We start from the raw sequence: 26,613 nt of genomic DNA, 5'->3' as shown, positions 1-26,613 counted from the left end.
GGATCGAAAAGATTGCCGTCAAGTGGCCGTCAGATTTTTTGACGACACTTGAAATACGCCTTTTCTTTACGTCCGTTGGTCCCCTCGCGCCCCGGGTGTACCACGGGCGCCAATCGATCCGGAGGGGGCTCGCCCACGACCGGCTTGATCAGCCGTTACGTCCCTCCGATGGCAGGAAGGGTGGTAGTGGACAACCCTTGACACGCAGCCGGTCAACCCAGAGGATCAGCACACCGGTTCACGGCGAACCGCGAACGGAACCTGGCCCTCCGCAAGGAGATCCGGGGGCCGTCGTCGGTGCTGATCGGCCGGTCGGTTGCTCTATACATGGGGGGATGGATCCGGGATGGATCACAAACGAGTCGCCGCGCCTTGATGCGGTCGCGATAATTCGCGCAAATCAATGACGCTCGGGGAAAAATTGAAATCGAGCGCCGATTTCATCGAATGCGTTCGGCGCCGCATATTCTGACGAGGGTCGCTCCGGGGGTGGATGCCGGCGTGCCCGCGATCGTCACTGCAAGGGTGTTGCCTGGGGGCGGCATGAAGGACCTTGTCGACTTCCATTCGTTCAACTCCTGCCTCATTCCACGTAGTTGCTCAATGAAGCTCTCCTCGGAGGCCGTCGCCACCGGAGTCGACGGCGAGGACCGGTGCCCGCCGGGTCCGACGGATCCCGGGTGCCGACGTGTGTCATGTCCGGTGCCCTGATCCGGCCGCCCTTCGCCGCGCCCTCGCCGGCGCGCGTCGTGCCGTGGCCGGGGGGCTCGCGCGTCCCGTGCCCGTCGTGGCGTGACGCCCCGGGCGACACGGACCCGGCGCGGCCCAGCGCGGATCCGGCCCCGTGGCATCGGGGCGGGCGGTCCGAAGCTCTCGCCCGCCCGGCCCGACCTGCGAGAAGAGCCTGGTCACTAAGGAGTTCAGCGAAATGGACCACGCATTCCCCGGAAGCGGTCGCCTCGTCGACTGCCTCCCCGACCTGCTCCGGGAACAGGCGCAGAAGCAGCCCCACGACATCGCCGTAGTCCACACGGGCGAGACCCTCACCTACCGCGAGCTGGTGGGGCGCAGCTCCGGGCTGGCCGCGTATCTGCGCGGGCTCGGTGTGGCCGGCGACGACTGCGTCGGCCTGTTCGTCGAGCCGTCGATGGACTTGATGGTCGGCGCCTGGGGCATCCTGTTCGCCGGAAGCGCCTATCTGCCGCTGTCGCCGGAGTACCCGGAGGAGCGGCTGCGGTACATGATCGAGGACACCCGGGCGCGGGTCATCGTCTGTCAGGAACACCTCACCGCGCGGCTGGCCGAACTCGCCCCGCACGGCACACGGATCATCACGCTGCGGGATGCCGGGGAATTCCAGGCGGCGCGTACGGAAGGCGCGCACGAGGAGCCCGCCGACGGCCCGGCCCCGGACGATCTGGCGTACATCATCTACACCTCCGGCAGCACCGGAAAGCCCAAGGGCGTGATGATCGAGCATCGCAGCATCGTCAGCCAGATGCGCTGGCTGCACGACGTGCACGCACTCGACCGCACCAAAACCGTCCTGCAGAAGACGCCCATGAGTTTCGACGCGGCGCAGTGGGAGATCCTCGCCCCGGCCTGCGGGGCCAAGGTCGTCATGGGCGACCCCGGTATCTACCGGGATCCCGAGCGGCTCATCGAGACCATCGCCGAGCACGAGGTCACCACGCTGCAGTGCGTGCCGACCCTGCTCCAGGCGCTGCTGGACACCGAGGAGCTGCACACCTGCACCTCCCTCACCCAGATCTTCAGCGGCGGCGAGGCCCTCTCCCGGAATCTCGCGGTGGAGTGCCTGGAGACCATGGAGCGGGTCGAGCTGATCAATGTGTACGGGCCGACGGAGTGCACCATCAACTCCTCGGCGTTCACGGTGGACCGGGACACCGTCAAGGAGGGGCCGCACGCGATATCGATCGGTGCGCCCGTGCACGACACGCAGTACCACATTCTGGACGAGCGGCTTTCGCCGGTGGCCGCGGGGGAGATCGGCGAGCTCTACATCGGCGGGATCCAGCTGGCGCGCGGATATCTGCACCGGCCGGACCTGACCGCCGACCGCTTCGTCGACCACCCTCTCGCGGGGGACGGCGGGGGCGGAAAGCTCTACCGCACGGGCGACCTGGCGCACTGGAACGCCGACGGCACGGTCCAGTTCGCGGGCCGGACCGACAACCAGGTCAAGCTGCGCGGCTTCCGCGTCGAGCTGGACGAGATCAAGCTGGCGATCGAGACCCACGACTGGGTCAAGAACGCGGCGGTGATCGTGAAGAAGGACCCCCGCACCGGCTTCCAGAACCTCATTTCCTTCATCGAGCTCAATCCGAAGGAAGCCGCCCTGATGGATCAGGGCAACCACGGCGCGCACCACCAGTCCAAGAAGAACAAGCTTCAGGTGAAGGCCCAGCTCTCCAACGCGGGCTGCCGGGAGTCCGCGGAGCTGAGGGGAAAGCCGGCCGTCGACCTGCCCGGCGCGGCACCGACCGCGGAACAGCAGGAGCTGGTCTTCGCCCGCAAGACCTATCGCTTCTACGAGGGCGGCGCGGTCGAGAAGGCCGATGTGCTCCGGCTGCTCGGCAGAAAGGTCACCGGCACCGCGCCGCGTGACGTACGGGATCTCTCCCTCGCCGAATTCGGGGAAATCCTGCGGTACTTCGGGCAGTACCTCAGCGAGGAGCGGCTCCTACCGAAGTACGGCTATGCCTCGCCGGGCTCGCTGTACGCGACGCAGATGTATTTCGAGCTGTCCGGGATCGACGGCCTGAAGCCCGGATTCCACTACTACCATCCCGTGCATCACCAACTGGTGCTGATACGCGAGGGAGTCGACTCCGGAACCCCGCGGATCAAGGTCCACTTCATGGGCAAGAAGCGGGCCATCGAACCGGTCTACAAGAACAACATCCAGGAGGTCCTGGAGATCGAGACCGGCCACATGGTCGGCCTGTTCGAGGAGATCCTCCCCGCCCACGGCCTGAACATCCAGGATCTGGAGTACGCCCCCGCCGTCCGGGAGCACCTGGAATGCGCCGAAGAGGACTACTACCTGGGGACGTACGAGATATCCGGGCGGGCCGTGCCGCGGCCGGACGACGCCCTCGACGTCTATGTGCAGGCCCACCCCGGAAAGGTCGCGGACCTCCCGGGCGGGCAGTACCGCTATCACGACGGCGATCTGGAGCGGATCTCCGACGACCTCGTCCTGAAGAAGCACGTCATCGCCATCAACCAGCAGGTCTACGAGCGGGCGAGCATCGGGCTGACGGTCGTCGGCCGGACCCCCGAGGACTGGCGCAGCTATATCGACCTCGGCCGCAAGCTCCAGCAGCTGGAGATGAACGACGCCGACCTCGGCTTCATGTCCTCCGGCTACAGCTCCAAGACCGGCAACCCCCTCCCGTCGGCCAAAAGGATCGACGCCGTGCTGAAGGCGGGCGGCAGGGAGACGGGCCCCTCCTATTTCTCCGTCGGCGGGCGCGTGAGCGAGGAACAGCTGCGCGGCCGGGGGATGAAGGAGGACACCGTCCACATGAAGGGCCCGGCCGAGCTGGTCAGGGACGACCTGGGCAACTTCCTGCCCGACTACATGATGCCGAACCGCGTCCTGGTGCTGGACCGGATGCCGCTCACCGCCAATGGAAAGGTCGATTTCAAGGCGCTGGGCGAGCGGGACGTGGAACTCACGGACCGGCCCTTCATCGCACCGCGGACCGGGACCGAGAAGCGGATCGGCGAGCTCTGGCAGAAGGGCATGAAGCGGGACTCCGTCTCGGTCCAGGACGACTTCTTCGAGGCCGGCGGCAATTCGCTGATCGCGGTGGCGCTGATCAACAAGATCAACCGGGAGTTCGGCTGCTCGCTGCCGCTCCAGGTGCTCTTCGAGTCCCCGACCGTGGAGAAGCTGGCCCGCCGGGTCGACGGCGAGAACGCGGACGCGTCCTCCCGCCTGGTGCGGCTGCGCAGGAAGGGCTCGCTGAGCCCCGTCTTCTGCTGGCCCGGCCTCGGCGGCTACACCATGAACCTGCGGCTGCTGGCCGGCCGGGCGGAGACCGACCGGCCCTTCTACGGGGTGCAGGCACACGGCATCAACCCGGGCGAGACGCCGTACGCCACGATCCGGGACATGGCCGCCGCCGACATCGAGGAGATCCGGCGGATCCAGCCGGAAGGCCCGTACACCCTCTGGGGATATTCCTTCGGGGCCCGCGTCGCCTTCGAGACGGCGTACCGGCTGGAGCAGGCGGGCGAGCGGGTGGAGAACCTCTTCCTGATCGCCCCGGGCAGTCCGAAGGTGCGGACGGCCGAGTTCCGCAGAGAGGCCACATACGCCAATGAGGCCTACGTGACGATTCTCTTCTCCGTCTTCGCGGGAGCCATCTCCGGGCCGCTGCTGGAGAAGTGCCTGGAGGTCGCGCACGACGACGAGAGCTTCGGCGAGTTCATCAGCGCGAACATCGAGGGCCTGGACCCGGAGTTGGTGCGCCGCGTGACCAGGATCGTCCATCAGACGTACTCGTTCGAATACGCCTTCCACGAGCTGGCCGAGCGCCGCCTCGACGCCCCGATCACCCTTTTCAAGGCGCGTGGCGACGACTATTCGTTCATCGAGAACAGCAGCGGATATTCGGCGACGGAACCGACCGTGATCGACCTCGAAGCCGATCACTACAGCATGCTCAAGGACCCCGACATCGCCGAGCTCCTCGACGGGATCGGCCACCGGCTGCGGGCCGGGAGGGAGCAGGAGAACTATGCCGCACGTTAGCATCAAGCATTTTCCGACACCCCTGACGATCGATCAGGAGACGGTGTTGGTCGAGGAATTGACAGCCGCGGTGCAAAAGGCCTTCGGGTGCGACGAGGGGGTCGTCTCCATCGCCCTGGAACCGGTCGCGGAAGCCGACTGGAACGAGCGCGTCTACGCCCCCGAGATCGAGGGCCGCAAGGACCTGCTGCGCAAGACGCCGAACTACTGACGAACACCCCGGGGGGCCGCCCGGCCGTCCCCCCGGAACCGCCGATCATTGACGCGAAACGAGAAGTGACAGTGCGCAACAACCATGTGAACGTCCCGCTGGTCTTCAGCGAGGAGGTGTCCGACGCGATCGCCTCCGGCCGTCCCGTCGTGGCGCTGGAGTCGAATGTCATCACCCACGGGCTGCCGTATCCGGACAACGCGGAGACCGCCCGCAAGGTGGAGGCCGCGGTGCGGGCCGGCGGTTCGGTCCCCGCGACGATCGGCATCGAGGACGGCCGCATCCTGGTCGGCATGACCGACGAGGACATCGAGCGCTTCGCGTCGACCCCCGGCATTCCCAAGGTCAGCAGCAGGGACATGCCGGTCGTGCTCGCCCGGGGCGGCATGGGCGCCACCACGGTCGCCTCCTCGCTGGTGGCGGCCGAGCTCGCGGGCATCCCCTTCTTCGCCTCCGCGGGCATCGGCGGTGTGCACCGGGGCGCCGAGCGGTCCATGGACATCTCCTCCGACCTGATCCAGTTCACCCGCTCCAAGGTCGCGGTCGTCTGCGCCGGCGCGAAGAACATCCTCGACCTCGGGCTCACCATGGAGTTCCTGGAGACGCACTGCGTCCCGCTGGTCTCCTACAAGTCCGACGACTTCCCCGCCTTCTACTGCCTCTCCAGCGGCTTCCGCAGCCCGCACCGGCTCGATGACGAGAGCGTCATCGCCCGTGCCGTCGAGGCGCACTGGGCCCTCGGCAACGACAGCGGGTTCCTGATCACCAGCCCCGTCGACGAGAAGGACGCCATCGACAGCCGGGAGGTGGAGCAGGCCATCGAGGACGCCGTGCTCGCCGCGGAGCGGGAGGGCGTGCGCGGCAACGCCCTCACCAAATACCTGATGCGTGCGGTCGACAAGGTCACCGAAGGACGGTCCGCCAAGGCCAACATGGCGGTGCTCATCAGCACGGCGGAGGCCGCCGGCCGGATCGCGGCCGCCCACGCCGAGCTCCTGCGCGAGAAGAACTGAACTCCCCTTCTCCTTGACGGACTTTCCTCCCCTGACCCCGATCCACCGATCGGAAAGGACCGACATGACAGACGTCGTAGTCTTCGACCTGGACGGCACGCTCGTCGACACACCCCGCGCGATCGTGGAGACGTTCACGGCGGCGTTCGCGGCCATGGGCCTTCAGACGCCGGACCCCGCGGCCGTACGGGCCACCATCGGCCTGCCGCTGGAGACGGCGTTCGGCAAGCTGATGGGCATCGCCGTGGATGACGACCGGGTCGCCGAGGGCGTCCGGCAGTACCAGCGGCTGTTCCGCGAGATCATCCTGCCGAGGGCCGGGGAGCTCCTCTTCCCCGGCGTCTCCGCGGGCCTGGCGGCGCTGCACGCGCAGGGGCTCACGCTCGCCGTGGCGACGAGCAAGTTCTACGCGAGCGCCGACGCGCTGCTCACCGCGGCGGGCCTGCGCGACCTCTTCGACGTCGTGATCGGCGCCGACCAGGTGACCAGGCCGAAGCCGGACCCCGAGTCCGGTCACGCGGTGATGGAGAAGCTCGGCGTCACGGCCGAGCGGACGGTGATGGTGGGCGACACCACCCACGACCTGCTGATGGCCAAGGCCGCCGGAATGCGCTCGATCGCGGTCACCTACGGGATCCACAGCCTCGAAGAGCTGAAGTCGGCCGACCCGACATGGATCGCGGACAGCTTCGACGACGTCCTCACGTGCATAGGCGCGGCCCACCCCGGAACGGGCGAGGGCCGGTAACCGTGCTCGGAAGGTCCAAGCACTGGCTCCTGGGCATCGCGGGAGGCGTCCTCCTCGCGCTGATGACCAATTACAACAGCCTGCTGGCGAAGCACACTTCGTCGGTGTTCGGCTCGTGGGTGGCCCACGGCATCGGTGCGGTGGCCGCTCTCCTCCTCGTCCTGGTGACCGCCAGGGCATTCGGGGCCGGTGGCGGGGAGCGGAAGGAGAAGCGGGCGAAGGCGCCGTTCTGGGTCTACCTGGGCGGCATTCCCGGCGCGTTCACCGTGATGCTGGCCGCCATCGCGGTGAACAGCAGCCTGGAGCTCTCCGGCACCATCGCGCTCATGCTGGTGGGCCAGGTGCTTTTCGGCATCGTGTCGGACTACTTCGGGCTGTTCGGCACCCCCAGACGCCGGCTGGTGCTCGCCGACTTCTTCGTGGTGCTCTCCGTCCTCACCGGCAGCGCGCTCATCATCTTCGGCGGGGCGTGAGAGATGCTTCCCTATATCCTGCTGGCCTTCCTGAACGGCATGATCATCGGCACCAGCCGGGCGGTCAACGGCCGCCTGAGCACCGGGATCGGGCCCTTCAAGGCCTCCCTGTGGAACCACGTCGTCGGCTTCCTCTTCCTCACGCTCGTCCTCCTCGTCATGGGCGACTGGAAATTCGACGACGCCGGCTCCGCGCCGCTCTCCGCCTATCTCGGCGGCTTCTTCGGAGCGCTGTTCGTGGCAGTGAACAGCTATGTGTTCCCGAGGCTCGGCGCGATGAACGCCGCCCTGCTGGTGATCAGCGGCCAGATGGTCACCGCGGTGCTCATCGACTTCCACAATCAGCACGAGACGCCCGGCGCCCTGCGCATCCTGGGCGTCGTCATCGTCATCGCGGGGATCTACTTGTCCAGAGTGACGAGCGCCGCCCGCGAGAAAGGCAAGGCCAATGACTGACGCCACCGTGGTCGAACAGCTGCTGAACGACCGGACGTACCACATCGAGTTCAACGGTCACCTCAGCAACCACGTCAAGCACGCGGTCGTCGCCCTCGACGGACTCGGCGCCTCCCCCGAGCAGATCAGGGCGTACTACGAGAACTACGCGCGCATGACCACCTACGGCTATGGCCTGGAGCCGCCGAAGGTCTCGAAGTACGAGATCACGGAGGCCAATTGGAAGACCTATCTGGGCCGGCGCACCAGCTTCTCCGCCTACTGCGATTTCTTCGAGCAGCAGGAAAAGGAACTGGGCACCGACGAACTCCTGCGGCGGTACGTACCGGCGCTGCTGCCCGGCTGGGTGGGCGCCTTCACGCACGCCACCATCCACCTGGGCTGGGCGCTCGACGCGAAGAACCGGTGGATGACCATCGAGGGCCTCGCGTACATGGCCTTCTCGTACGTCTCGTGCCACCCGGAGCGGGCGCGGGACGGCGGCGCCGGGGGCGAGCAGGCGGTGGACTCCCTGCTCCGGATCGCCGGTGCGTGGGAGGACGACCGGGAGGCCCTCCAGAACTGGGTCCGGGGCCTGGTCGGCGACACCGCGGTCGGCATCGCCGAGGGCATCCACCCCGAGCTCGCCCGGTCCGGCCTGCAGTACCGGATCGCCCGCCTCCTCGGCGCCGGCCACCCGCTCATCTACCGCACCCCCGCCTGGATCGACGAGCAGGACGCCGAGGCGAGCTGGGAGCAGCTCTACTACGTGGTGTCCCTGCTGTATCTGGCCGTCCCCGGCGACTTCGTCCTGCTGCACCTGATCACCTCCCTGCATGCGATGGAGCAGATCGCGAGCCGGCTGCCCGCCGAGCAGCGCAAGCACGTCGTCAAGTGCTTCTGGATCGGCATGCTGTGCGTGATCTTCTCCGGCGCCGACTTCCCGGCGCGCGCGAAGCTCGCGGGCCTGCACGCGGCGTTCCGGGACGCGGTCGACGCGGACGTCCCCGAGGTGTGGGACCAGGACTGGCGGCAGACGGTCCTGCGGGCCTTCGAGGAGGACGAGGAGCACAACCCGAAGCTGGTCTACGTGATGCGGCGAGTGTGGGAGCGCACCGGCTCCCGGTCGGTATACCGCGTCACCGCGGGCCAGTTCACCGTGACGCCGGGCCTGCCCCCGTCCTTCGAGCAGCCGCCGACGGAATAGCCGAATCGCCGAACAGCCGGAAGAGACACAACAGCGGGAGAACAGCCATCATGTCCAGCACGACCGCAGCGACGGAGCCGACCGTGTCGATCGAGAAGTACCTCGGCAGGAATGTGCACCTGCTGCCGCAGACGAATCAGCTGCGGGCCCTGCACACCGTCATCCGGGACCGCGACGCGCGCCGGGAGGACTTCGTCTTCTATTCGGAGCGGATCATCCGCATGCTGGTCGAGGCGGGCCTCGATCTGCTGCCCTTCGAGGAGCGGATCGTCGAGACGCCCGTGGGCCGCGAATACCAGGGCCTGCGATTCGCCGGAAAGCTCTGCGGCGTCCCGATCATCCGCGCCGGCGAAAGCATGGAAGGCCAACTCCGGGCTGTTTGCCGGGGGATACGCATCGGCAAGATCCTGATGCAGCGGGACAAGGTCACCAAGCTCCCGAAGCTCTACTACTCCAACCTGCCGGACGACATCGCCGAGCGGCACGTCCTGATGCTGGAGCCGATGCTGGCGACCGGGGGCACGGCGCTCGCCGCGATCCAGCTCCTGCTCGACCACGGGGTGGCGGAGGAGAACATCGTCTTCATCAACTTCATCACCGTGCCGGAAGGCATCGCCACCGTCTGTGAGCGCTATCCGAAGGTGAAGATCGTGACGTCCGCGATCGAGGAGCGGCTGAACGAGAACGCGTACATGATGCCGGGCATCGGGGACTTCGGGGACCGGTTCTTCGGCACCGACAAGTGAGACGGCGCCGACAAGCGGGCCGGTGCGGACGGCCGTACGGGGTGGCGTGACGCCCTCCCGTACGGCCGGGTGGTGACTACTTCCACGCCTTGTGGGCGGTGTCCCACTTCTGCCAGTGGCCGTTCACCTTGCGCTTCCAGCAGTGGGAGCGCTCGTCCCACTGGGCGTAGGTGCGGGAGTCGGCGTCGAAGCGCTGCCAGCAGTGGCCCTTGCCGTCCCAGTGGTCCTTCTTCTTGTCGACGCCCTTCTCCCAGCCGAGGTGACGGCCGTGGTCGTCCTTGTCGCGGTCGCCCTTGGCGTGCTCGCCGTGCTCACCGTGCTCGCCGTGGAGCATCTGGGTGTGGGCGGCCGGGGCGGGGTGCGGGGCCGGGGCGGCGAAGGCCGCGCTTCCGGTCGCGGCGGCGATGCCGGACAGCAGGGCCGCCGAGGCGGTGACCGCGGCGATACGGCGCATCGATGCGCTGGACATGCGTTCTCCTTGCTATGGGCCCCGTGGGGGTTCCCCGACCACGGGAGCCGTGCTCTTCGTGCGGGAGCATTCTTGGCGCCGCGGGGCCCGGGAAGAGGAGAACGGACAGGGTTACTTCATATGAGGGATCATCTGTTGACGGCCGTGCCTTGTGCGGCAACTGCCGTCGCGTGTGCGGTACTTGGCGTGAATCGGGCGGCTGGGCCGATTCGCAGCAAGGCTTCCCAGGGCCGCGAGCGGGCATGCGGTGAGTCACCCGAACGTGTCTCGGGTCGATGCCGCAACTTCCTTCGCCGTGAGCCGCGTTGAGGCTCACGCGCGCACTCTGGCTTCTTCGGACCCCTCGCCCTACCTTGGCCCCGATGGGCACATCCATCGCACGACTTGCCATGTCCTCGTCCGATGACTCCAGACACGAGGTGAGTCATGTATTTCCGTCGCACGCGCCCCCGGCGAATACACCGGCTGGGTCTGGTCGCCCTGCTGCTCGGCGTCGTGGCCGCGGTGGCCGCCGGGCCCGCGCGGGCGGTGCCCGACGCCGTGGCCCGGCCCCGGCAGCCGCTCGTGCAGCCGATCGATCCGCAGCGGTGGCGCAACCCCGATGACATGACGTGGGCCGAATACCGCGCGGTGCCCGGCACGGACTGGGCGAATCCGGCGGTCAGGCCGACCCAGCGCACCTTCAAGGGCGCCCTGGTGCTGCTGGACTACCCCGATGAGGAGTTCTCGGTCACCAGGCCGGCGGGCTCCACGCCGTTCGGCAATCCGCAGAGCGGCGCGGCCGGCATTCCCCGTGACCGGGTCCCGGCGTTCTACCAGGACTTCCTGAACAAGCCCGGACCGCTCAACCACGGTCACACCATCAACGAATACTGGATGGAGGACTCCGGCGGCCGCTTCGGGGTGGACCTGACCGCCTTCGGCGCGTACCGCATGCCGGGGAAGTCGTACCAGTACGGCATAGACACCGGGATGAACCCCGGCGCCTGCCCCCTGCGGGACACCTGTGACCAGGACATCCGGGCCGACGGAAAGCGCGCGTGGGTCGCCGACGTGGGCGCCGGCCGGACGGCGGAATTCGACTTCGTCTTCTACCTCACGGCCGGAGTGGACGAGTCCTCGGTCTGGCAGGAGTTCGGGCAGATGAAATTCCGGGGCCCCGAGGACGTACCCGCGGCCTGGGGCCCGCCTTCCCCGACGGCGTCCGGCGGGAATTCCGCGAAGACCCGTTATGTGCCGTGGACTTCATGGCAGGCGGCCGCCCGGATCTGGCCCAACGCGGAGAACGGCTCGTCCACCCAGGCGGAGAGCTCCGGCATGGCCACGTACGCCCATGAGCTCAGCCACATCCTGGGGATCGGGGACAACTACAACAACCCCTACGGCACTCCCTTGAGCCGCTCCTACACGGGGATATGGGGCATGCTCTCGCGCGGCTCCTTCAATGGTCCGGGAGGGCCGCACACGCGGTGGCGGATACCCGCCACGGCCGGGGGCTCCATGGGCGCCCAGCACGTCCTGCGGGACAAGCTCAAGCTCGGCATCGTCGACGAGAAGAACGTGCTGCGGCTCGACCGCGACGCCCTCAAGGACTCCGGCCCGGTCGTGGCCCGTGTCACCGCGCGGTCCGCGCCGCCCGGCGAGAAGGGGCTGGTAGGGGTCAACGTCACCATGGGGCGCGACCTTTCCCCCTCCTGCGACCGGAACACCGATCCCCTGTGCGACGGCGGCGGTTACGACAATTACACCGTCGAGGTCGTCGACCGCATGGGCATGGATTCCTTCACACCGGACAGCGGCGTCCTGCTCACCAAGACCAAGAACGCCGACCGGGCGCCCTTCGCGTGGGTGATCGACGCGCACCCCGAGGACATCGACATGGTGGACTTCCAACGCCCCGACGGCACCCCGCAGAAGATCACCATGGGCGACTACCGCCAGCTCAGCGACGCGCTCTTCCACGCGGGCGCCGACTCCGGCAGCTCGTACGAGTACGTGGACGAGGCCAACCGGCTGCACTTCTACATCCTCGACGTGCGGCGCGACGCCTCCGGCGTGCTCTCCTACAGCGTCGGCGTGAAGTCCCTCGACGGCGCCGGGCCGCAGGCCCGCGGCCTGGCCCTCGGCAAGGGCACGGCGCGGGGGAAGGCGGCGGAGGGGCGGGCCCTGTGCACCTTCGCCCTCGCGAACACCGGTTCGCCGCAGTCGTCCGACATCTACCGCCTGTCGGCCACCGCCTCCGGCCGCGGCTGGGGCGCGTGGCTCCCCAACCGCCTCGCGACCACCGCGTCGGGCACCTCGGTCCCCGTGGACGTGGCGGTGACGGCGAAGGCGGGCGCCGACCGCAAGGGCACGATCACCCTCACCGCCCGCTCGGAGAGCGACCCGCGCAGGACGGCCGAGGCCACCTGCTTGCTCAAGAAATAGACCGAAGGCCCTGCCCGGGAGGCGCTCCTGGGCAGGGCCTGGCCGGACGGCGTCCGGTCACTGGCCGAGGGCCACCCGGACGAGCTTGATGACGACCAGGACCATCGCGACCAGGAGGTAGGTGCGCAGCGCCCCCATGCCGATCTTGCGGCCGGTGGCCATGACGGGGCGGGCCAGGGTCTCCAGCGGGGGCATCCGCCAGCTGTCGCGGCCGGTGCGGTCGATCGGGTCCTCCTTCGTCCCGGTGCGCAGCCGGGTGAAGGCGTAGCCCGCCGCGAGGACCCCGGCGACGCCGCAGGCGGCCATGATGTCGAGGATCGCGCCCGCGGTGATGTCGGGGAAGAGGACCGAGGCGGTCAGGATGACCGAGAGGGTGACCAGGACGCCGACGACCGCCGCCGTGAAGGCGTTGGTCTTGGGCCCGTTGACCCAGGGGCCCAGGACCTGCTTGTCGTTGCAGAGCAGCAGGAGGAAGACCGAGGCGGACGGGAGCAGGACCCCGGCGAGGGTCTGGACGCCCTCGGTGAGCAGGCCCAGCGGGGAGCCGGGGATCAGCACGATGGCGGCGGCCGCGGCGACCAGCCCCGCGTAGACCGCGTAGAAGCCCTTGGCGCCCTTGATGCCGCGGTGCAGCGAGTGCTTCATGCCGAGGACGTCGCCGATGGCGTACGCGGTGGACAGCGACACGGCGAACGCGCCGATGATGGAGGCGTCCAGCAGGGCGATCGCGAAGAGCACCCCGGCGAGCTTCCCGGCGTGCGCCTCGATGCCGGTGGCCAGGCCCCCGGCGTCGGTGAAGTCGCCGAAGCGCCCGGTGCCGGCGAAGGTCGCGGCCGCGATGCCCATCATGGCCGCGGCGCCGATCACCACGACACCGATGCCGAGCCACAGGTCGGCCTTCTCGTACTTCATGAAGCGCGGGGTGATGCGCTTGTCGATGACGTACGACTGCTGGAAGAACAGCTGCCAGGGCGCCACGGTGGTGCCGACGATGCCGATGATCAGCAGCATGACGGTGGCCAGCTCCCCGGAACCGCCGGGGATGGCGGGCACGACGAAGTCGTGGGCCATCTGCGAGGACTTCGGGTGGACCATGAAGTAGACGGGGACGAGCAGCAGGCTGCCCGCGCACAGCGCGATGGCGACCCGCTCGAAGCGGCGGAACGACCCGGTGAACGCCGAGGCGATGATGATCGCGGCGGCCAGGATCACCGACGCCACCTTGGGCAGCCCCAGATAGCCGGTCGCCAGGGTGATCCCGATGAACTCGGTCACCAGGGTCAGCGCGTTGAGCAGGAACAGGTCGATGACGGAGAAGGCGCCCCAGAACTTCCCGAACCGCTCCAGGATGAGGCGGGCGTGGCCGACCCCGGTCACGGCGCCCAGCCGCAGGACCATCTCCTGGTTGACGTACAGCACGGGGACGAGCAGGAGCAGGGTCCACAGCAGGCTGGTGCCGTAGTTCTGGCCCGCCTGGCCGTACGTGGCGAAGGCACCGGCGTCGTTGTCGCCGACCATCACGATCAGCCCGGGGCCGACGATGGCGAGCAGCGTCTTGAGCTTGGCGGACAGGCCGCGGCGTTCGCCGTGGTCGTCCTGCTTGATGGTGCCGAGGGCACCGCGGATGTCGCCTATGTGGGCGTCGTCCAGCACCGCGCTGCGCTGCGCCGGAATCGTGGGGTCGGTGATCAGATCGGTCATGGGAGCCTCCCGGACGCCTGGGCAGGGCGAGGAGTCGGCGGCGCGCGACGGCCGTTCATCCGCGGGAGCGCAGCCCGGCGACCCGGGTCGGCCGGGTGCCGAACGGGTGGGGGCGGAGGCGCGGTCGAGCCCGCGGGGAAGGTGGTTACCGTGTGCCGGAGAAGGGCGAGGGCATGCGGAACGAGGGGCTGCTGTGGCCCTGACTACTGCAACTGCTGTCCATGTCTCTCGCCTCCTTCCGGCCGGGACGCGCATCGCGTCGACGACTCGGCAAGGAGCGGACCGGCCTCCGGGCCGGTTCACCCCAACTCGTCAGAGCTTTGGCACTGCACGGCGTAATCCCCCGACCGGGGAAGCCACTTGGGGTCACCCCTTAAGTCGGGGAGACCTGTCCTGACCCTGGGCGTCTCTCGACGTCGTGGGGTCAGTGGCCTGTGTCCGTGCAGACGCCTCACCGAACGAGGTGCCTCCTGCTTTTCGAACCTCCAGAAGCATAGACCCTTACTTGCATAATTACGCAACTACTTGGTCAAGGCTTGACCCTCGCCGCCACGCGTGCTGCCGACCGGAGCGTGGCATTCACCGCCCCCGGGCCCTGGGTAGTCTGCTGCGCGACATCCGCACCACAGGGGGCTCATCGGTGGACCACGACCGCATTGCCGCAGGCACCGCCGACGGCCACCACCGGCTGCACTGGCGCGGGGTGATCCGGACCCGGCGCGCCGTGGTCATCACCTCGCTCGCCGTCGGCGGGCTCGTCGTCTCCCTCAACTTCGGCGGACTGCTGGGCAGCCCGGACAGCCACCAGTCGCTCACCTCCCGGGTGATCGCCGGCGTCAGCGCGGGGGTCTTCCTGGTGGGCGCCCTGATCGCGGTGCGCGGGGCCACGGACGACCTGGTGAAGCTGCTGACCGGCCGGATCAGCGACAACCGGTCCGCCGCGCTGCGGGTGATATGCCTGCTGTCCGGCTACGCGCTGGTGATCCTGGGCGCGCTGAGCCTGCTCCGGGTGCCCTGGGGGAAGCTGCTGCTGGGCGGCGCGCTGACCGGTGTGCTCCTGGGCATCGCCGCCCAGCCGGTGCTGGGCAACATCTTCGCGGGCCTGGTGCTGATGGTCGCGCACCCGTTCACGATCGGCGCGAAGATCAGCGTGCAGTCGGGCCCGCTCGGCGGCCGGATCGAGGGCGAAGTGACCGACATGACGCTGCTGTTCGTCGAGCTGCACACCGAGGACGGCAGGACGCTCATCCCCAACAACGCCGTCCTCGGTGCGGTCATCGGGCCGCCCGGCCGCCCGTCGCAGGCGGCCTGAGGCTCAGGGCCGTGGGCTCTCCCGGCGCGCCCCGGCCGCGACCTTGTCCTGCTGCGCCGGGATCCGGCGTACGCACTCGACAGGGAATCCGGTGGGTCCGGACCGGTGCCCGATTACGATGCATTCATGATCCAGCCCTCGTCGACCGCACCGCCCTTCGGCCGCTTCGAGGAGGCCTGGCCGGCCGCCACCCGGCCCGGACTCCTCCCGGAGCCCGTGGCCGCCGCCCTGGAGCAGTGGCGGGGCTCCGCGTCCCTCGACTCCGTGCTGGTCGTCGACACCGACCCCGAGGTGGCCGACACCGCCGCCTTCTGCGCGGCCTACGACGTCCCCCTGGACGCCTCCGCGAACTGCGTGGTCATCGCCGCCAAGCGCGGGCAGGACGTCACGTACGCGGCATGCGTCGCTCTGGCCACCACCCGGGTCGACGTCAACAAGGCGGTGCGCAAGCACCTCGGCGCCCGCAAGGCGTCGTTCGCCCCGATGGACGTCGCCGTGACGGAGACCGGCATGGAGTACGGCGGCATCTCCCCCGTCGGACTCCCGCAGGGCTGGCCCCTCCTGATCGACGAGGCCGTCGCCGCCGCGCCGCACGTCCTCGTCGGCAGCGGCAGGCGCCGGGGCAAACTGATCCTCCCCGGCGGCCTCCTGTCCCGGCTGCCGAACGCCGAAGTCGTCGCGGGGCTGGCGGGCTGAGACCGGAGCACCTCCGGTCGTCCGGCTACTGGTTCAGCGCCGCCACGCCCGCCTGGGCGAACTTCTCGTCGAGGTCGCCGCTGGGGGCGCCGGCCACGCCGATGGCCGCGACGGGGGCGCCCTTCGCCTGGACCGGGGCGCCGCCGGGCAGGAACAGGGTGCCGGGGATGTCCTTGAGGTTCGGGGTCTGGGCGAGGCGGCTCACCAGGGCGGAGGTGGGCGCGTTCCAGGAGACCGCCGTGAAGGCCTTCTTCTCCGCGGAGGTGTAGGACTGCGGGCCCGCGCCGTCGCCGCGGAGCGTGACGACGGTGTTGCCGTCGCGGTCGACGACGGCGACGGAGACCTTCTGGCCCTCCTTGGCGGCGGCGTCGAGGCTCGCCTGGGCCGCCTTGGTGGCGGCGGCGATCGTCAGGTGCGTCGACTGCGCGAGGTTGCGGTCGTCGGCGTCGGCCTTGACCGTGGTCCTGGTCCCGGCCGCGGGGGACGCGGCGTTGGCGGCGACGGCGCCGACCGTTCCGGCGGCGAGTACGGCGGCGGAGGCGGCGAGGAGCTTCTTGGCGTTGGTCATGGCTCGATCCTCCGGCCGGGAACAGGCCCGCCGCCTCGGCCCGGCGGCTGCTCGTTCCGGGCGGGACGGCCGACCCTCCCGTCAGCCGATCGGCTGATGCGAGGGTGGTTCCGCCGGGTCAGGATGAGCGGGTATACGCAGGTCGAGGAGGGGGCGAGGAGGGCCGGATGCGACGCGAAGGGCCGACGGCGGAGGCAGCCGCCCCCGGAGAGCGGTGGCTCGCGGTCGTCATGCGCGCGTCGTTCTTCCTGCTGCTCGGCGCGTCGCTGGCCCGGTTCCTCACGCGTCACCCCGGTGACCCGCACACCCCGTGGATCATCGTGCTGTCCGCCGGGCTCGCGCTGCTGTACGTGCTCGGCCCCGTACCGCCCGCGTCCCCCGCGCCGCTCCGGCTCGCCTGGCCGGTCGCGGTGGTCGTCGTCTGGATGGTGCTGGTGGTCCTCGCGCCGAGCTTCGCCTGGTGCGCGGTGCCGCTGTTCTTCACGGGGCTGCGCACCCTGCCCCCGCGCGCGGCACTCGCCCTCGTCGCGGTGCTCACGGCCTTCGTGGTCGCCGCTCAACTGAAGCTGTCCACGGGCCGCTTCGACCCGAACCTGATTCTCGCCCCGCCCGCCGTCGCGGCGATCGCGGCCGCCGTCTTCGTCCATATGCAACGCCAGGCCGACCGGCAGCGGGAACTGATCGACGACCTGATCCGCACCCGGCGCGAGCTCGCCGCCACCGAGCGCCGCGAAGGCACCCTCGCCGAACGGCAGCGCCTGTCGATGGAGATCCACGACACCCTCGCGCAGGGCCTGTCCAGCCAGCAGATGCTGCTCCAGGCGGCCGACCGGGTGTGGGCGGCCGACCCCGGAACCGCTCACCGGCACGTCCGTACGGCGGCCTCGATCGCCGAGCGGAACCTGGCCGAGGCGCGACGCTTCGTCCACGACCTCGCCCCCGCCGATCTCGCCGACGGCGGCACCCTGGAACAGGCGCTGCGCGCCCTGGCCGCGCGCGAGGCGAAGGAGTCCGGCGGTCTCGCGGTGCGCTGCCACGTCGAGGGCACGCCGGCCGTCCCGCTGCCCGAACGCGTCGCCTCCGCGCTGCTGCGCATCGCACAGGGCGCGCTGGCGAACGTACGCGAGCACGCGGGCGCCACGACGGCCACCCTCACCCTCACCCACCTGGACGACCAGGTGGTCCTGGACGTCGCCGACGACGGCACGGGCTTCGACGCGTCGGCCGCGGCTGAGCCGGCGCCGGGCGCGCGGGGGCACGGGCTGCCCGCGATGCGCGCCCGGGCCCTCCGGCTCGGCGGCACCCTGACCGTCGAGTCGGTGCCGGGCGAGGGCACGGTCCTGTCCGCCGCGATCCCCCTGGACCTCTCGTCATGACCGAAGCCGCTGTCCGCATCCTGCTCTGCGACGACCACGCGGTGGTACGCGCCGGGCTGCTCGCCCTGCTCGGCAGCGAACCCGACATCGAGGTGGTGGGGGAGGCGGGCACCGGCGAGGAAGCGGTGGCCATGGCCGCGAAGCTCCGGCCGGACGTGGTGCTGATGGATCTCCAGCTCGGCCCCGGCATCGACGGCGTGCAGGCCACCCGCAGCATCTCGGCCACCGGCATCCATGTGCTGGTCCTCACCACCTACGACACGGACGCCGACATCGCCCGCGCCATCGCCGCGGGCGCCACCGGCTATCTCCTCAAGGCCGAGCGCCCCGAAGAACTCTTCGCGGCGATCCGCGCCGCCGCCCAGGGCCGCACCACACTCTCCCCGCCCGTCGCCAGCCGCGTCATGAACCAGATGCGCGGCGCCGCGCCCCCCACCCTGACCGCCCGCGAACTCGACATCCTCGCCCAGCTCGCCCAAGGCCTCGGAAACCGCGACATCGCCCGCGCGCTCTTCATCAGCCAGGCCACCGTGAAGACCCATCTCGGCCGGATCTACGACAAGTTGGGCGTGGACACGAGGGCGGGCGCGGTGGCGGTGGCTAAGGAGCAGCGGTTGCTGCCTTGAGCGGCCGGCCGGCTGGCTCCGGGGCGGTGGCGCGTGCGGGGCTCCGCAGCGTTCTGTCGGCGTTGAGGGACGTGGCGCAGAAGACAATGAAGGGCCCCACCGCGAACGGTGGGGCCCTTGGGCATCGTGCCTGGTGAGGTGCTGGCGGAGGGTACGAGATTCGAGGGGTTGTCCCAACACGCTTTCCAAATGTCCGTTTGGTATTATAGCGGGGGTCGCAGCCGTCCTGACCTGCGGCAGAGTCGGTCGGGTATGGGGCTTCAGACTGTGCTGAATGCAACCAAAACTGCAACCAGGCGCGATGGGTTGGCCGCGAAGCAGCGGGATCGCGCTCTGAGCTTGGGAATCATCGTGCTGTACGGGCTCGCAGGCTCTCTGACCTGTAGCAACGGGTGGCAGGGAATGCTTTTATCGGCCACGCTCATCAAGTCTGTGGCCTTAGGGGATCGCGCGCTTTCGCTTGGAAGTCATCCATCGAAAGTTCCCTTCGCCAATAATGCCTGTCACTTCCGGCAGTATTAGACGATTGCCGAAAATCGCGTATTCGACTCCTGTGCGCTGTATCTGGGCTGTGTGCAGGATGTTGAACTCGACGCATCGAAAGCCTTTGTAAAGCTCCTCGGTAATGCGCTTGTCGGCGTCGTAGGTAAGCAACCATCTCAGTGATGTAGTGCGAAGAATCTTCGCCAGATCTGCGTGATCATTCTGCGTGAGAGAGTCAAGGTAGAGCCTGTCTCCCTGAACGAGATAGGGAGGGTCAACATACAAAAGGACATCGTTGAATGTGGGCTCGAGTTGATGAATGAAGGAACGGGCATCCATTTGGGAAATGCTGACTTGATCGCGAAATTTTCCGAGATGAATGATTCGCTCCGCTAGTGCCTCGCGGTTGAAGCGGGCGTCAATTTTCCATTTTCCATTCTGTGCTAGTCCGCCGATGGGGCGCGCTCGAAGAATGCCTGATCGGTTACACCTATTGAGGAAGAAGGTGGCAAATCCGAGTTCTCGGTCACTCTTGTCAGTGGGGTTCCTATAGATCTCGGAGTATCGATGCCATGCGTCGAGGCTCACCTCCTCTGACCTGACCGCCTCAGCGAGTTGTTCGGAATCAAAGAAAATGCATCGCCACAAGGCGGCAACGCCAGAGTCCAAGTCATTGATATAGATGTGGTCAACTTCGCCGTCCACGAGTAGGCGCAAAGCCGCACCCGCGCCCCCCGCGAATGCTTCAGCATAGGAACGGGGGCGCGGGCGTTGTCGCGATAGTAGATGTGCGATGTAGGGGGCCAATCGAGCCTTGCCGCCAGGGTAGCGGAGAGGACTGATATACCTCATCGCTTCTTCTTTTCAAGGAGCTCATCGACCTTGGAAAGAAGAGGGCCGTAGGCCGCGCTCAGTTTCCGAACCTCAGAAGTCAGCGGATTGTTCTGCCAAGAGTGCACGAAGGAATGGAGGGTCTTGAGCACGAGTGCGCCTTCATCTTTCTGTGAGAACCGCCAAGCGTCACTGAGTGACGAGTCATCCTGTGCCGGGTCAATCTGATGCAGCGCGGCTCCGATCCGCCCTTTCAGGTCCGCCTGATTCCGCTTCCAGCCGAGTTGTTCGGCCGCGTCAGTGACCACGATATCTACGACGATCCGCACCATGATGGCGGCCACGTTAGGCATTTCATCAATGCTGATCCGCTTCGCTTCCTCGAGGACTTCGGAGGTGCGGAGGCTCACGTGCCGTAAAGAGACGCTTTGAAACAACCGCTTCTCAAAGTCGGGGCGCTTCCGTCTAGACGTCTTAGAGGGCGCATCAGAGGATCCGGAAGTTTCGGTTGTCTCGCCGACGTCATGGCCGACTGTCGAGTTAGCGAGCTTCTGCGGCTCATCGAGCCGGTACGCCAACTTCGGCAAGTCATCTTCGACCTGCTGAAGATAGCTGTTCCTTTGCCGTTTCGTTTTGATCTTATCGACAGAGACAGGGCCTGCCAGATCTTGAAAGAGGCGAGAAATGATCGGCCGCAATTTCCCCTTCGGGTAACTGGTCAGCACCACATCCCCGTCGAAGGAGATTCCCATCCGGTTCCGAACTTCCGGATCGCCGATCATCCTGCCGAGGTTCGTGAGGCGTGCCTCCCGAACGGTGGCAACGTCTTTGAGGAGTTCCGCATCCTCTGCGAACAAGTCGCTTACGGCCTCCGTGAGAATCCTGGCCTTCTCGGTTGGAGTTGACCGGCCACCGAACCTGCTGACTTCTGCCGAGTTCCACTTAACGACGCCGATCCCGCTGTTCTCGCCAGTGTGCCTCAGCCGGATCCAATGTGCTGCTTGCGCCCGATTTTCAGCGACAACACACTGCACGCGCCGAGGGACAACGCCACTGTTGGCGATTGCTGCGAACTTCCGCTGCAGCGGCTCGGTGGGTGCTAAGCTCGGCTTGTTCAATAGCTTGAGAGTGGCCACTCTCCGATTGCCTTCGAGGACCACGTTCTGAGATCCGTTCGTCATGACGACGATCAGCTCAGTCGGATTAAGGCCGTGCTGGACGATGTTTCGGGCGAGCCGGAGGAGCTTGTCGGGGCCCTTTTCGAGGAGGGCGGCGATCGATTCTTCGAGACTGCTTGTCTGCTTTGCGTGCCGAGGATTGGTCTCGTCCAAGACCAAAGACGACACGTGCATGCTTGCCTGCTTCATGCCACCCATAGTCCTCGCCGCCCCCTTGCAGTGCACCATATTTTCTGGCAGGCAGATCATACGTGGCCTCGCAACTGACATGCCATATGGACGCTTTTCAGTCATTGGCCGAGAATCACCGGAGAGTGCGCTCTGGGAGCCGCTGAAGGCCAACTGAGGCGGGTCAACGACGAAGGCCCCGACCGTGACGGTCGGGGCCTTGCGTCTGCCCAACTGGGGGTGCGGAGAATACGAGATTCGAACTCGTGAGGGGGCTGCCCCCTGCACGCTTCCCAAATGTTCGTCGGGCGGTTCGGGGCCGGTCGCGGGGGTTCTGACCTGCGGTGGAGTGGATGGCTCGGCGCACTCTGAACGGTGCCGGACGGGGGTGAATGCAACCAGAACTGCAAGCTCGCTGTGGCTTGGGTCCGGCCGCTCGAGGCGGGAGAAGTCCCCCTGCGCCCCGATGGCCCTGCTTCCGGTACTGGCGCCCTGTCCTTGATCAATCCGGCGCCAGCTGGAGAGACCCCCTTCAAGACCACAATTGGGTCTTGAAGGCCGACGTCACGTGAGGCCCCGGGTCAGCCAACAGCGTCCGCAAGGGGCCGGGTCCCGCCCGACAGCGCGAGCAGTGCCGCCTGGGACGGCGAGTCCGGCTCGGCCGCGTACAGCAGCAGCGTCAGCTCCTCGTCCGGCGGCGGCAGCCGCATCGCCTGGAAGTGCAGCTCCAGCAGCCCGTGCTCCGGATGCTCGACGCGCTTGACGCCGTACGCCTTCTCCTCGACCTCCTGCGACTCCCACAGCCGGGCGAACTCCGGGCTGCGCTCCCGCAGTTCGCCGACCACCTCGCACAGCCGCTCGCCGTCCGGGGTGCGGCCGGCCTCGGCGCGCAGCACGGCGACGATCTCGCAGCGGATCTGCGCCGCCTCCGGGTGCGTGGCCTCCGCGTCCGGGTGGAGGAACATCCGCCTGGCGATGTTGCGCTCCTCCGGCGGCAGCCGCGCGAAGTCGCCCCCCAGCTGCCCGCCCAGCCGGTTCCACGCCAGAACGTCCATGGCCCGGCCGTAGACCAGGGCCGCGACGCCGTCCATCGCGTCGAGCACGACCCGCAGGCCGGGCCGCACGACCTGCGGTACTTCCGGGACCGGCCGCCGGGCGGCCCCACCGTGCGCCGCCCGGTGCGCCACGTTCCGCAGGTACCCGTGCTCGGCCACGGTCAACCGCAGCCCGCGGGCCAGGGAGTCCAGAACCTCCGGCGAGACGTTCCCGCCGCGGCCCTGCTCGATGCGCGTGTAGTACTCCACGCTGATCCCCGCCAGCCGGGCGGCCTCCTCGCGGCGCAGCCCGCGCACCCTGCGCCGCGTCCCGCCGGGCGGCAGGCCGGTCCCGGCCGGATCGAGGGCCGCCCGGCGGGCCTTCAGGAACGCGTTGATCTCCGGCTCGGCATGCATCGGGCCATTCTCCGGCATGCCCGGGCCGGCCAGGCCCTGCGGGTACCAGGATCCGCCGGGTCTGGCCGGCGCGGTGCCGGGCGGGCAGGGTCGATCCCGACACCAGGTACACAAAGGGCAGGGAAGCAGCCATGAAGCGCAGGATCCTCGGCGGCACCGGCATATCCGTCAGCGAGTACACCCTCGGCGCGATGATGCTCGGCGCGTGGGGCACCAAGGACCACGACGAGGCCGTCCGCATCGTGCACACCGCCCTCGACGCGGGCATCAACACCGTCGACACCGCCGACATGTACTCCGACGGCGAGTCCGAGGTGATCGTCGGTAAGGCCCTCAAGGGCCGCCGGGACGACGTCGTCCTCGCCAGTAAATTCCACCACCAGATGGGCCCGGACGCCAACCAACGCGGCAACTCCCGCCGTTGGATCGTCCGCGCGGTCGAGGACAGCCTGCGCCGTCTCGGGACAGACTGGATCGACCTCTACCAGGTGCACCGCCCCGACCCGGACACCGACATCGACGAGACCCTGTCGGCGCTGTCCGACCTGGTGCGCTCCGGCAAGGTCCGGGCGATCGGCTCGTCCACCTTCCCCGCCGGGGAGATCGTCGAGGCCCAGTGGGTCGCCGAGAAGCGCGGCCACGTCCGCTTCCGCAGCGAGCAGCCGCCGTACTCGATCCTGGCCCGCGCCATCGAGCGGGACGTGCTGCCCACCGCGCAGAAGTACGGAATGGGCGCCCCCTCTCGCGGGCGGCTGGCTGTCGGGCAAGTACGGCGGCCCCGACGGCGCAGCCCCCGGCGAGGCCACCCGCTCGAGCTTCCTGCCGCAGCTGTTCGACACCGGCCTGCCCGGCAACGCCGCCAAGCTCACCGCGGTCACCGAGCTGAAGAAGGTGGCAGCCGACGCCGGGCTGACGCTGCCCGCGCTCGCCACCGGCTTCGTCCTCTCGCACCCCGCGATCACCTCCGTGATCATCGGCCCCCGCACCCACGACCAGCTCACCTCGCTGCTGGACGCCGCGGGAACGGTGCTGAGCGGCGACGTCCTCGACCGCATCGACGAGATCGTCCCACCCGGCACCGACCTCAACCACGACGTCACCCACTACGACCCGCCCGCGCTCACGGACAAGGCACTGCGCCGCCGCTGACCCGCACCGGACAGGATGTGCCACGTGTCAGCTTACGGCTGACTGAGCGCAGGGCCTCCGCCAGTGTCTGCTCGCCGCTGCCCATGAGTGGCTTCAAGGCAGTCACTTCGTGTCCGAAAGCCCAGACGTCGTCGACCGGGGCCTGGAACGCCAGCACACTGAGCCCTGCGGTGCGGAATGGGCTCTGCTCCAGGTACTTCATGCCCCCGGTGCCGCACAGATACGTACTGGCCCCGACAGCAACGGTGAGGTCGGCGAGGCGCTGCGACCGCCCTGACCGGGCCGGCAAGTCACTGCTGCGGAGAATCTGTCCGGGCCAGCCGAGCATGTTCAGCAGGAGGCGGGTGGATGCCTCGGCCACCAGGGCCGTCCGGTCGGTGGACGCGAACCGGTCGAGCACCGCCGACAGGCCGTGCTGGAAGTTCGGCCAGTGGGGGCTGGCCCCATAGTGCTGCTGGAGCATCCGGGCGGTCCGCTCGCGGGACCGTCCGGGCTCGGCCATCACGGCTTCCCGGATTCTTGTCTGCCGACCCCGGGGCAGGTGGGTGGGGACGGTGAGCCATTGGCGTCGCGTCGGGTCTTCCAGGGCTGCGAGGCGGGTTCGGTGCTGGTAGTCGCGGCGGGTGAACTGGACGTCGTCCAGGACGATCCAGTAGTCCGCCGCGAACAGCTTCGCCAGCGTGGTCAGCCGGGGGAAGAGATTGGGCTGGTGGATGGCACACAGCCCGCCCCGCGGCGGTTCAGACCTTGAGGAGACGGCTGTCGAAGCCGTCTTCGAGGAGGGATTCGTAGGCGGCATATACGTCCTCCGGGACGTCCTGCTCGATGGCGAAATCGAGCTTCGGGTACTCGATCACCCGCTGCAGGTCGCCGACGAGCTGGTGGACGACGAGCTGTTCGTCCCCGATCGTCTTGAGGTAGTCGTCGAACTCCAGTGGAGCCGAGGTGCAGATCACCTCGACCTCGGGCCAGACCTTGCGGGCGGTGGCGAAGGCGCGTCGCTCCATATAGGGCATGGAGACGAGCAGCACGGTCTTCACGGAGATCCCGGCAGCGGCCAGGACGTCGCGGGAGAGGGTGATGTTCTGCCCGGTGTTCGAGGCGTTGGGCTCCAGCAGTACCGCTTCCGTAGGCACTCCGAGGGCGAGCGCGTGCTCGCGGAAGTGCACCGCCTCGCCGCGCGGGAAGCGCTCGGGGGCGGTGGGATTGGAGCCGCCGGAGAAGACGAGGGTGGGGAACAGGCCGGCTCGGTACAGCTCGGCGCAGAAGGCCGGGACGCCGAGGTCGTGGCTGCCCAGCCCGATCGCGGCGTCGCACGGCCGCACCTCGTGGCTCATCTGGTGGTAGTCCCAGATCAGCTTCGCCCGTCGGCGCTGGTCGTCGGTGATGGCCCGCTGGTTGTCCGTCACTCGTCTCTCCCTGGTCACCGCCGCCGGGGGCCGCCTGCCCCTGCGGTCATGGTCCGGATGCTCTCGATGCTGCTCAGCTGGTGGCTCATGCCGTATTGCGCGGCCAGCTTCGCAGCCTGATCGAGGGCCGTCAGGCCATCATCCCGGGTGGCGGTGTCGGACAGCAGGATGTGTCCGTGAGCGGTGTCCAGACGTACGCGCTGCATCGGTGAGTCGGTGACTCCGGTGCTGCGGGCGATGCCGATGAAGTGCAGGGCTTTGCTCAGGTGGCCGGCGCCCCGGTGGGCGAGGGCGAGTTTTTGGTGGGCGACGGACCAGTCGTCCGGCTCGCCGAGTTCTTCGAAGTCGCGGGTCGCGGCGAGCATGACGCGGGTCGCATAGTCGTGCTCGCCTTCCTTGCTCAGCGCGGTTCCCACCCACAGGCGGGCTCTTGCGCGGTCGCGGCGGGCGAGCCGGTCGTCGACGGCCAGGTGTTCGTAGTGGTGGGCGGCGGTCTCCAGACGGCCGGACATTTCCGCGACGACGGTCAGGGAGAGGTCGAGCTGGGCGACGCGGCGGGGAATGTCGAGCTGGCTGAAGATCGACCGGGCTCCGGCATACGCATGCTGGGCCGACAGAGGCCCGACCACCGTCCCTTGGTCGCGCTTGAGGTCGCCCATGAGGGCGGTCGAGCGGGCGAGGAGATACAGGCCCTTGTCGTCCAGCTCCGGCGGCTGGAAGCGGGTCAGCCACCGGCCCAGCAGATTGTCGGCGAACGCGAAGTTCTGGCGGCTCAAGGCGACGACGACTCGGTCCAGGTCATCGGTCCACGATTCGTACTCCCAGGCTCTGGGTCCTGCCGAGGTGACGCGGTGGGTGGTCGCGGGCGGCCCGCCGGCCTCGGAGAGGAAGGTCTCGAACCGCAGATGAACTGACGAGTCCGCGCGGGCGAGCGCGGTATCCAAGATCGCCTGAGTGTCCGGACGGGGCTCCGTCGCGGCCAGGTGCTTCTCCCACTTGGAGACGGTCCTCACCGCGACGCCGAGGTGCTGGGCGAACGCGCGGACGCTCATCCGCAGGGCGAGACGCAGAGCCCTGGCTTCCAGGCCGGTCCAGTGGTGCACGGTCGCCACGCATCGCTCCCTTCCGAGAGCTCATGCAAGCACGGCAC

General features: G+C 68.4%; 22 protein-coding genes, 1 pseudogene and 1 riboswitch. Of the genes and pseudogenes, 14 read left to right on the top strand and 9 right to left on the bottom strand.

Annotated features, from left to right (window positions below):
• Positions 1–928: 928 nt before the first annotated feature.
• The 8 genes from ABD269_RS29085 to upp all read left to right on the top strand — a co-directional run bounded on the left by ABD269_RS29085 (position 929) and on the right by upp (position 9,619).
• Positions 929–4,786 carry an amino acid adenylation domain-containing protein gene (locus ABD269_RS29085; protein ID WP_344122677.1) on the top strand — a complete coding sequence of 1,286 codons (3,858 nt, stop codon included), beginning with the start codon at positions 929–931 and terminating at the stop codon, positions 4,784–4,786.
• A gap of 46 nt (positions 4,787–4,832) precedes the next feature.
• Positions 4,833–4,997 (top strand): tautomerase family protein, encoded by a 165-nt coding sequence (locus tag ABD269_RS29080; protein WP_344122675.1) that lies wholly within the window; start codon positions 4,833–4,835, stop codon positions 4,995–4,997.
• A gap of 71 nt (positions 4,998–5,068) precedes the next feature.
• Positions 5,069–6,010 (top strand): pseudouridine-5'-phosphate glycosidase, encoded by a 942-nt coding sequence (locus ABD269_RS29075; protein WP_301893825.1) that lies wholly within the window; start codon positions 5,069–5,071, stop codon positions 6,008–6,010.
• Positions 6,011–6,074: 64 nt separating this feature from the next.
• Positions 6,075–6,758: an HAD family hydrolase gene (locus ABD269_RS29070; RefSeq protein WP_344122672.1), complete on the top strand. Its 684-nt coding sequence runs from the start codon at positions 6,075–6,077 to the stop codon at positions 6,756–6,758.
• Positions 6,759–6,760: 2 nt separating this feature from the next.
• Entirely contained in the window at positions 6,761–7,231 is a 471-nt protein-coding gene (locus ABD269_RS29065) for a DMT family transporter (RefSeq protein WP_301893821.1), read from the top strand.
• 3 nt (positions 7,232–7,234) lie between these two features.
• On the top strand, positions 7,235–7,687 hold the full coding sequence (locus ABD269_RS29060) for a DMT family transporter (RefSeq protein WP_301893819.1): 453 nt from the start codon (positions 7,235–7,237) through the stop codon (positions 7,685–7,687).
• Positions 7,680–8,873 (top strand): questin oxidase family protein, encoded by a 1,194-nt coding sequence (locus ABD269_RS29055; RefSeq protein WP_344122669.1) that lies wholly within the window; start codon positions 7,680–7,682, stop codon positions 8,871–8,873. Before ABD269_RS29060 ends, ABD269_RS29055 begins: the two co-directional genes overlap by 8 nt.
• A 113-nt stretch (positions 8,874–8,986) precedes the next feature.
• Positions 8,987–9,619, top strand: a complete 633-nt coding sequence (upp, locus tag ABD269_RS29050) for a uracil phosphoribosyltransferase (RefSeq protein WP_301894403.1) — start codon at positions 8,987–8,989, stop codon at positions 9,617–9,619.
• 76 nt (positions 9,620–9,695) lie between these two features.
• On the opposite strand, the gene ABD269_RS29045 is transcribed toward upp, so the two are convergent.
• Positions 9,696–10,088 (bottom strand): hypothetical protein, encoded by a 393-nt coding sequence (locus ABD269_RS29045; RefSeq protein WP_344122667.1) that lies wholly within the window; start codon positions 10,086–10,088, stop codon positions 9,696–9,698.
• 426 nt (positions 10,089–10,514) lie between these two features.
• On the opposite strand from ABD269_RS29045, the gene ABD269_RS29040 reads away from it, so the two are divergent.
• Positions 10,515–12,515, top strand: a complete 2,001-nt coding sequence (locus ABD269_RS29040; protein ID WP_344122665.1) for a M6 family metalloprotease domain-containing protein — start codon at positions 10,515–10,517, stop codon at positions 12,513–12,515.
• A 57-nt stretch (positions 12,516–12,572) separates the two neighbouring features.
• Here the strand turns inward: ABD269_RS29040 and ABD269_RS29035 are convergent, their stop codons facing one another.
• Entirely contained in the window at positions 12,573–14,216 is a 1,644-nt protein-coding gene (locus tag ABD269_RS29035) for an NRAMP family divalent metal transporter (RefSeq protein WP_344122662.1), read from the bottom strand.
• 296 nt (positions 14,217–14,512) lie between these two features.
• Positions 14,513–14,686, bottom strand: a riboswitch (M-box (ykoK) riboswitch).
• Positions 14,687–14,856: 170 nt separating this feature from the next.
• Here ABD269_RS29035 and ABD269_RS29030 point away from each other — a divergent pair.
• Both ABD269_RS29030 and ABD269_RS29025 read left to right on the top strand, forming a co-directional pair.
• On the top strand, positions 14,857–15,528 hold the full coding sequence (locus ABD269_RS29030) for a mechanosensitive ion channel domain-containing protein (RefSeq protein WP_301893810.1): 672 nt from the start codon (positions 14,857–14,859) through the stop codon (positions 15,526–15,528).
• A gap of 126 nt (positions 15,529–15,654) precedes the next feature.
• Complete coding sequence (locus ABD269_RS29025; protein ID WP_344122659.1) at positions 15,655–16,224, top strand: YbaK/EbsC family protein; 570 nt, start codon at positions 15,655–15,657, stop codon at positions 16,222–16,224.
• 25 nt (positions 16,225–16,249) lie between these two features.
• Here ABD269_RS29025 and ABD269_RS29020 read toward each other — a convergent pair whose 3' ends face one another.
• Positions 16,250–16,792: a GlcG/HbpS family heme-binding protein gene (locus ABD269_RS29020; protein ID WP_344122657.1), complete on the bottom strand. Its 543-nt coding sequence runs from the start codon at positions 16,790–16,792 to the stop codon at positions 16,250–16,252.
• 167 nt (positions 16,793–16,959) lie between these two features.
• On the opposite strand from ABD269_RS29020, the gene ABD269_RS29015 reads away from it, so the two are divergent.
• Positions 16,960–18,168 carry a sensor histidine kinase gene (locus tag ABD269_RS29015; RefSeq protein ID WP_344122655.1) on the top strand — a complete coding sequence of 403 codons (1,209 nt, stop codon included), beginning with the start codon at positions 16,960–16,962 and terminating at the stop codon, positions 18,166–18,168.
• Positions 18,165–18,794 carry a response regulator gene (locus ABD269_RS29010; protein ID WP_344122653.1) on the top strand — a complete coding sequence of 210 codons (630 nt, stop codon included), beginning with the start codon at positions 18,165–18,167 and terminating at the stop codon, positions 18,792–18,794. Before ABD269_RS29015 ends, ABD269_RS29010 begins: the two co-directional genes overlap by 4 nt.
• A gap of 438 nt (positions 18,795–19,232) precedes the next feature.
• Here the strand turns inward: ABD269_RS29010 and ABD269_RS29005 are convergent, their stop codons facing one another.
• The 3 genes from ABD269_RS29005 to ABD269_RS28995 all read right to left on the bottom strand — a co-directional run bounded on the left by ABD269_RS29005 (position 19,233) and on the right by ABD269_RS28995 (position 22,905).
• A complete protein-coding gene (locus tag ABD269_RS29005; RefSeq protein ID WP_344122651.1) occupies positions 19,233–20,129 on the bottom strand; it encodes a DNA adenine methylase in 897 nt (298 codons plus the stop codon).
• A complete protein-coding gene (locus tag ABD269_RS29000) occupies positions 20,126–21,475 on the bottom strand; it encodes a hypothetical protein (protein ID WP_344122649.1) in 1,350 nt (449 codons plus the stop codon). The genes ABD269_RS29005 and ABD269_RS29000 overlap by 4 nt, the downstream gene beginning before the upstream one ends.
• A 560-nt stretch (positions 21,476–22,035) precedes the next feature.
• Positions 22,036–22,905: a helix-turn-helix domain-containing protein gene (locus ABD269_RS28995; protein WP_344122647.1), complete on the bottom strand. Its 870-nt coding sequence runs from the start codon at positions 22,903–22,905 to the stop codon at positions 22,036–22,038.
• Positions 22,906–23,036: 131 nt separating this feature from the next.
• Between ABD269_RS28995 and ABD269_RS28990 the strand changes: the two are divergent.
• Positions 23,037–24,054, top strand: a pseudogene (locus ABD269_RS28990) (aldo/keto reductase).
• Here the strand turns inward: ABD269_RS28990 and ABD269_RS28985 are convergent.
• The 3 genes from ABD269_RS28985 to ABD269_RS28975 are packed head-to-tail and all read right to left on the bottom strand — an operon-like array spanning position 24,026 to position 26,575.
• Positions 24,026–24,853, bottom strand: coding sequence for a WbqC family protein (locus ABD269_RS28985; protein WP_344122645.1), 828 nt, complete (start codon positions 24,851–24,853; stop codon positions 24,026–24,028). The pseudogene ABD269_RS28990 and the gene ABD269_RS28985 overlap by 29 nt on opposite strands.
• Complete coding sequence (locus ABD269_RS28980) at positions 24,795–25,463, bottom strand: YdcF family protein (protein ID WP_344122643.1); 669 nt, start codon at positions 25,461–25,463, stop codon at positions 24,795–24,797. Before ABD269_RS28980 ends, ABD269_RS28985 begins: the two co-directional genes overlap by 59 nt.
• A gap of 14 nt (positions 25,464–25,477) precedes the next feature.
• Positions 25,478–26,575 carry a helix-turn-helix domain-containing protein gene (locus ABD269_RS28975; RefSeq protein ID WP_344122642.1) on the bottom strand — a complete coding sequence of 366 codons (1,098 nt, stop codon included), beginning with the start codon at positions 26,573–26,575 and terminating at the stop codon, positions 25,478–25,480.
• Positions 26,576–26,613 lie beyond the last annotated feature (38 nt).

The organism is Streptomyces blastmyceticus (genome assembly GCF_039521185.1).
In the GTDB taxonomy this organism is placed as follows: domain Bacteria; phylum Actinomycetota; class Actinomycetes; order Streptomycetales; family Streptomycetaceae; genus Streptomyces; species Streptomyces blastmyceticus.
This window is presented reverse-complemented; position numbering and strand designations above follow the sequence as displayed.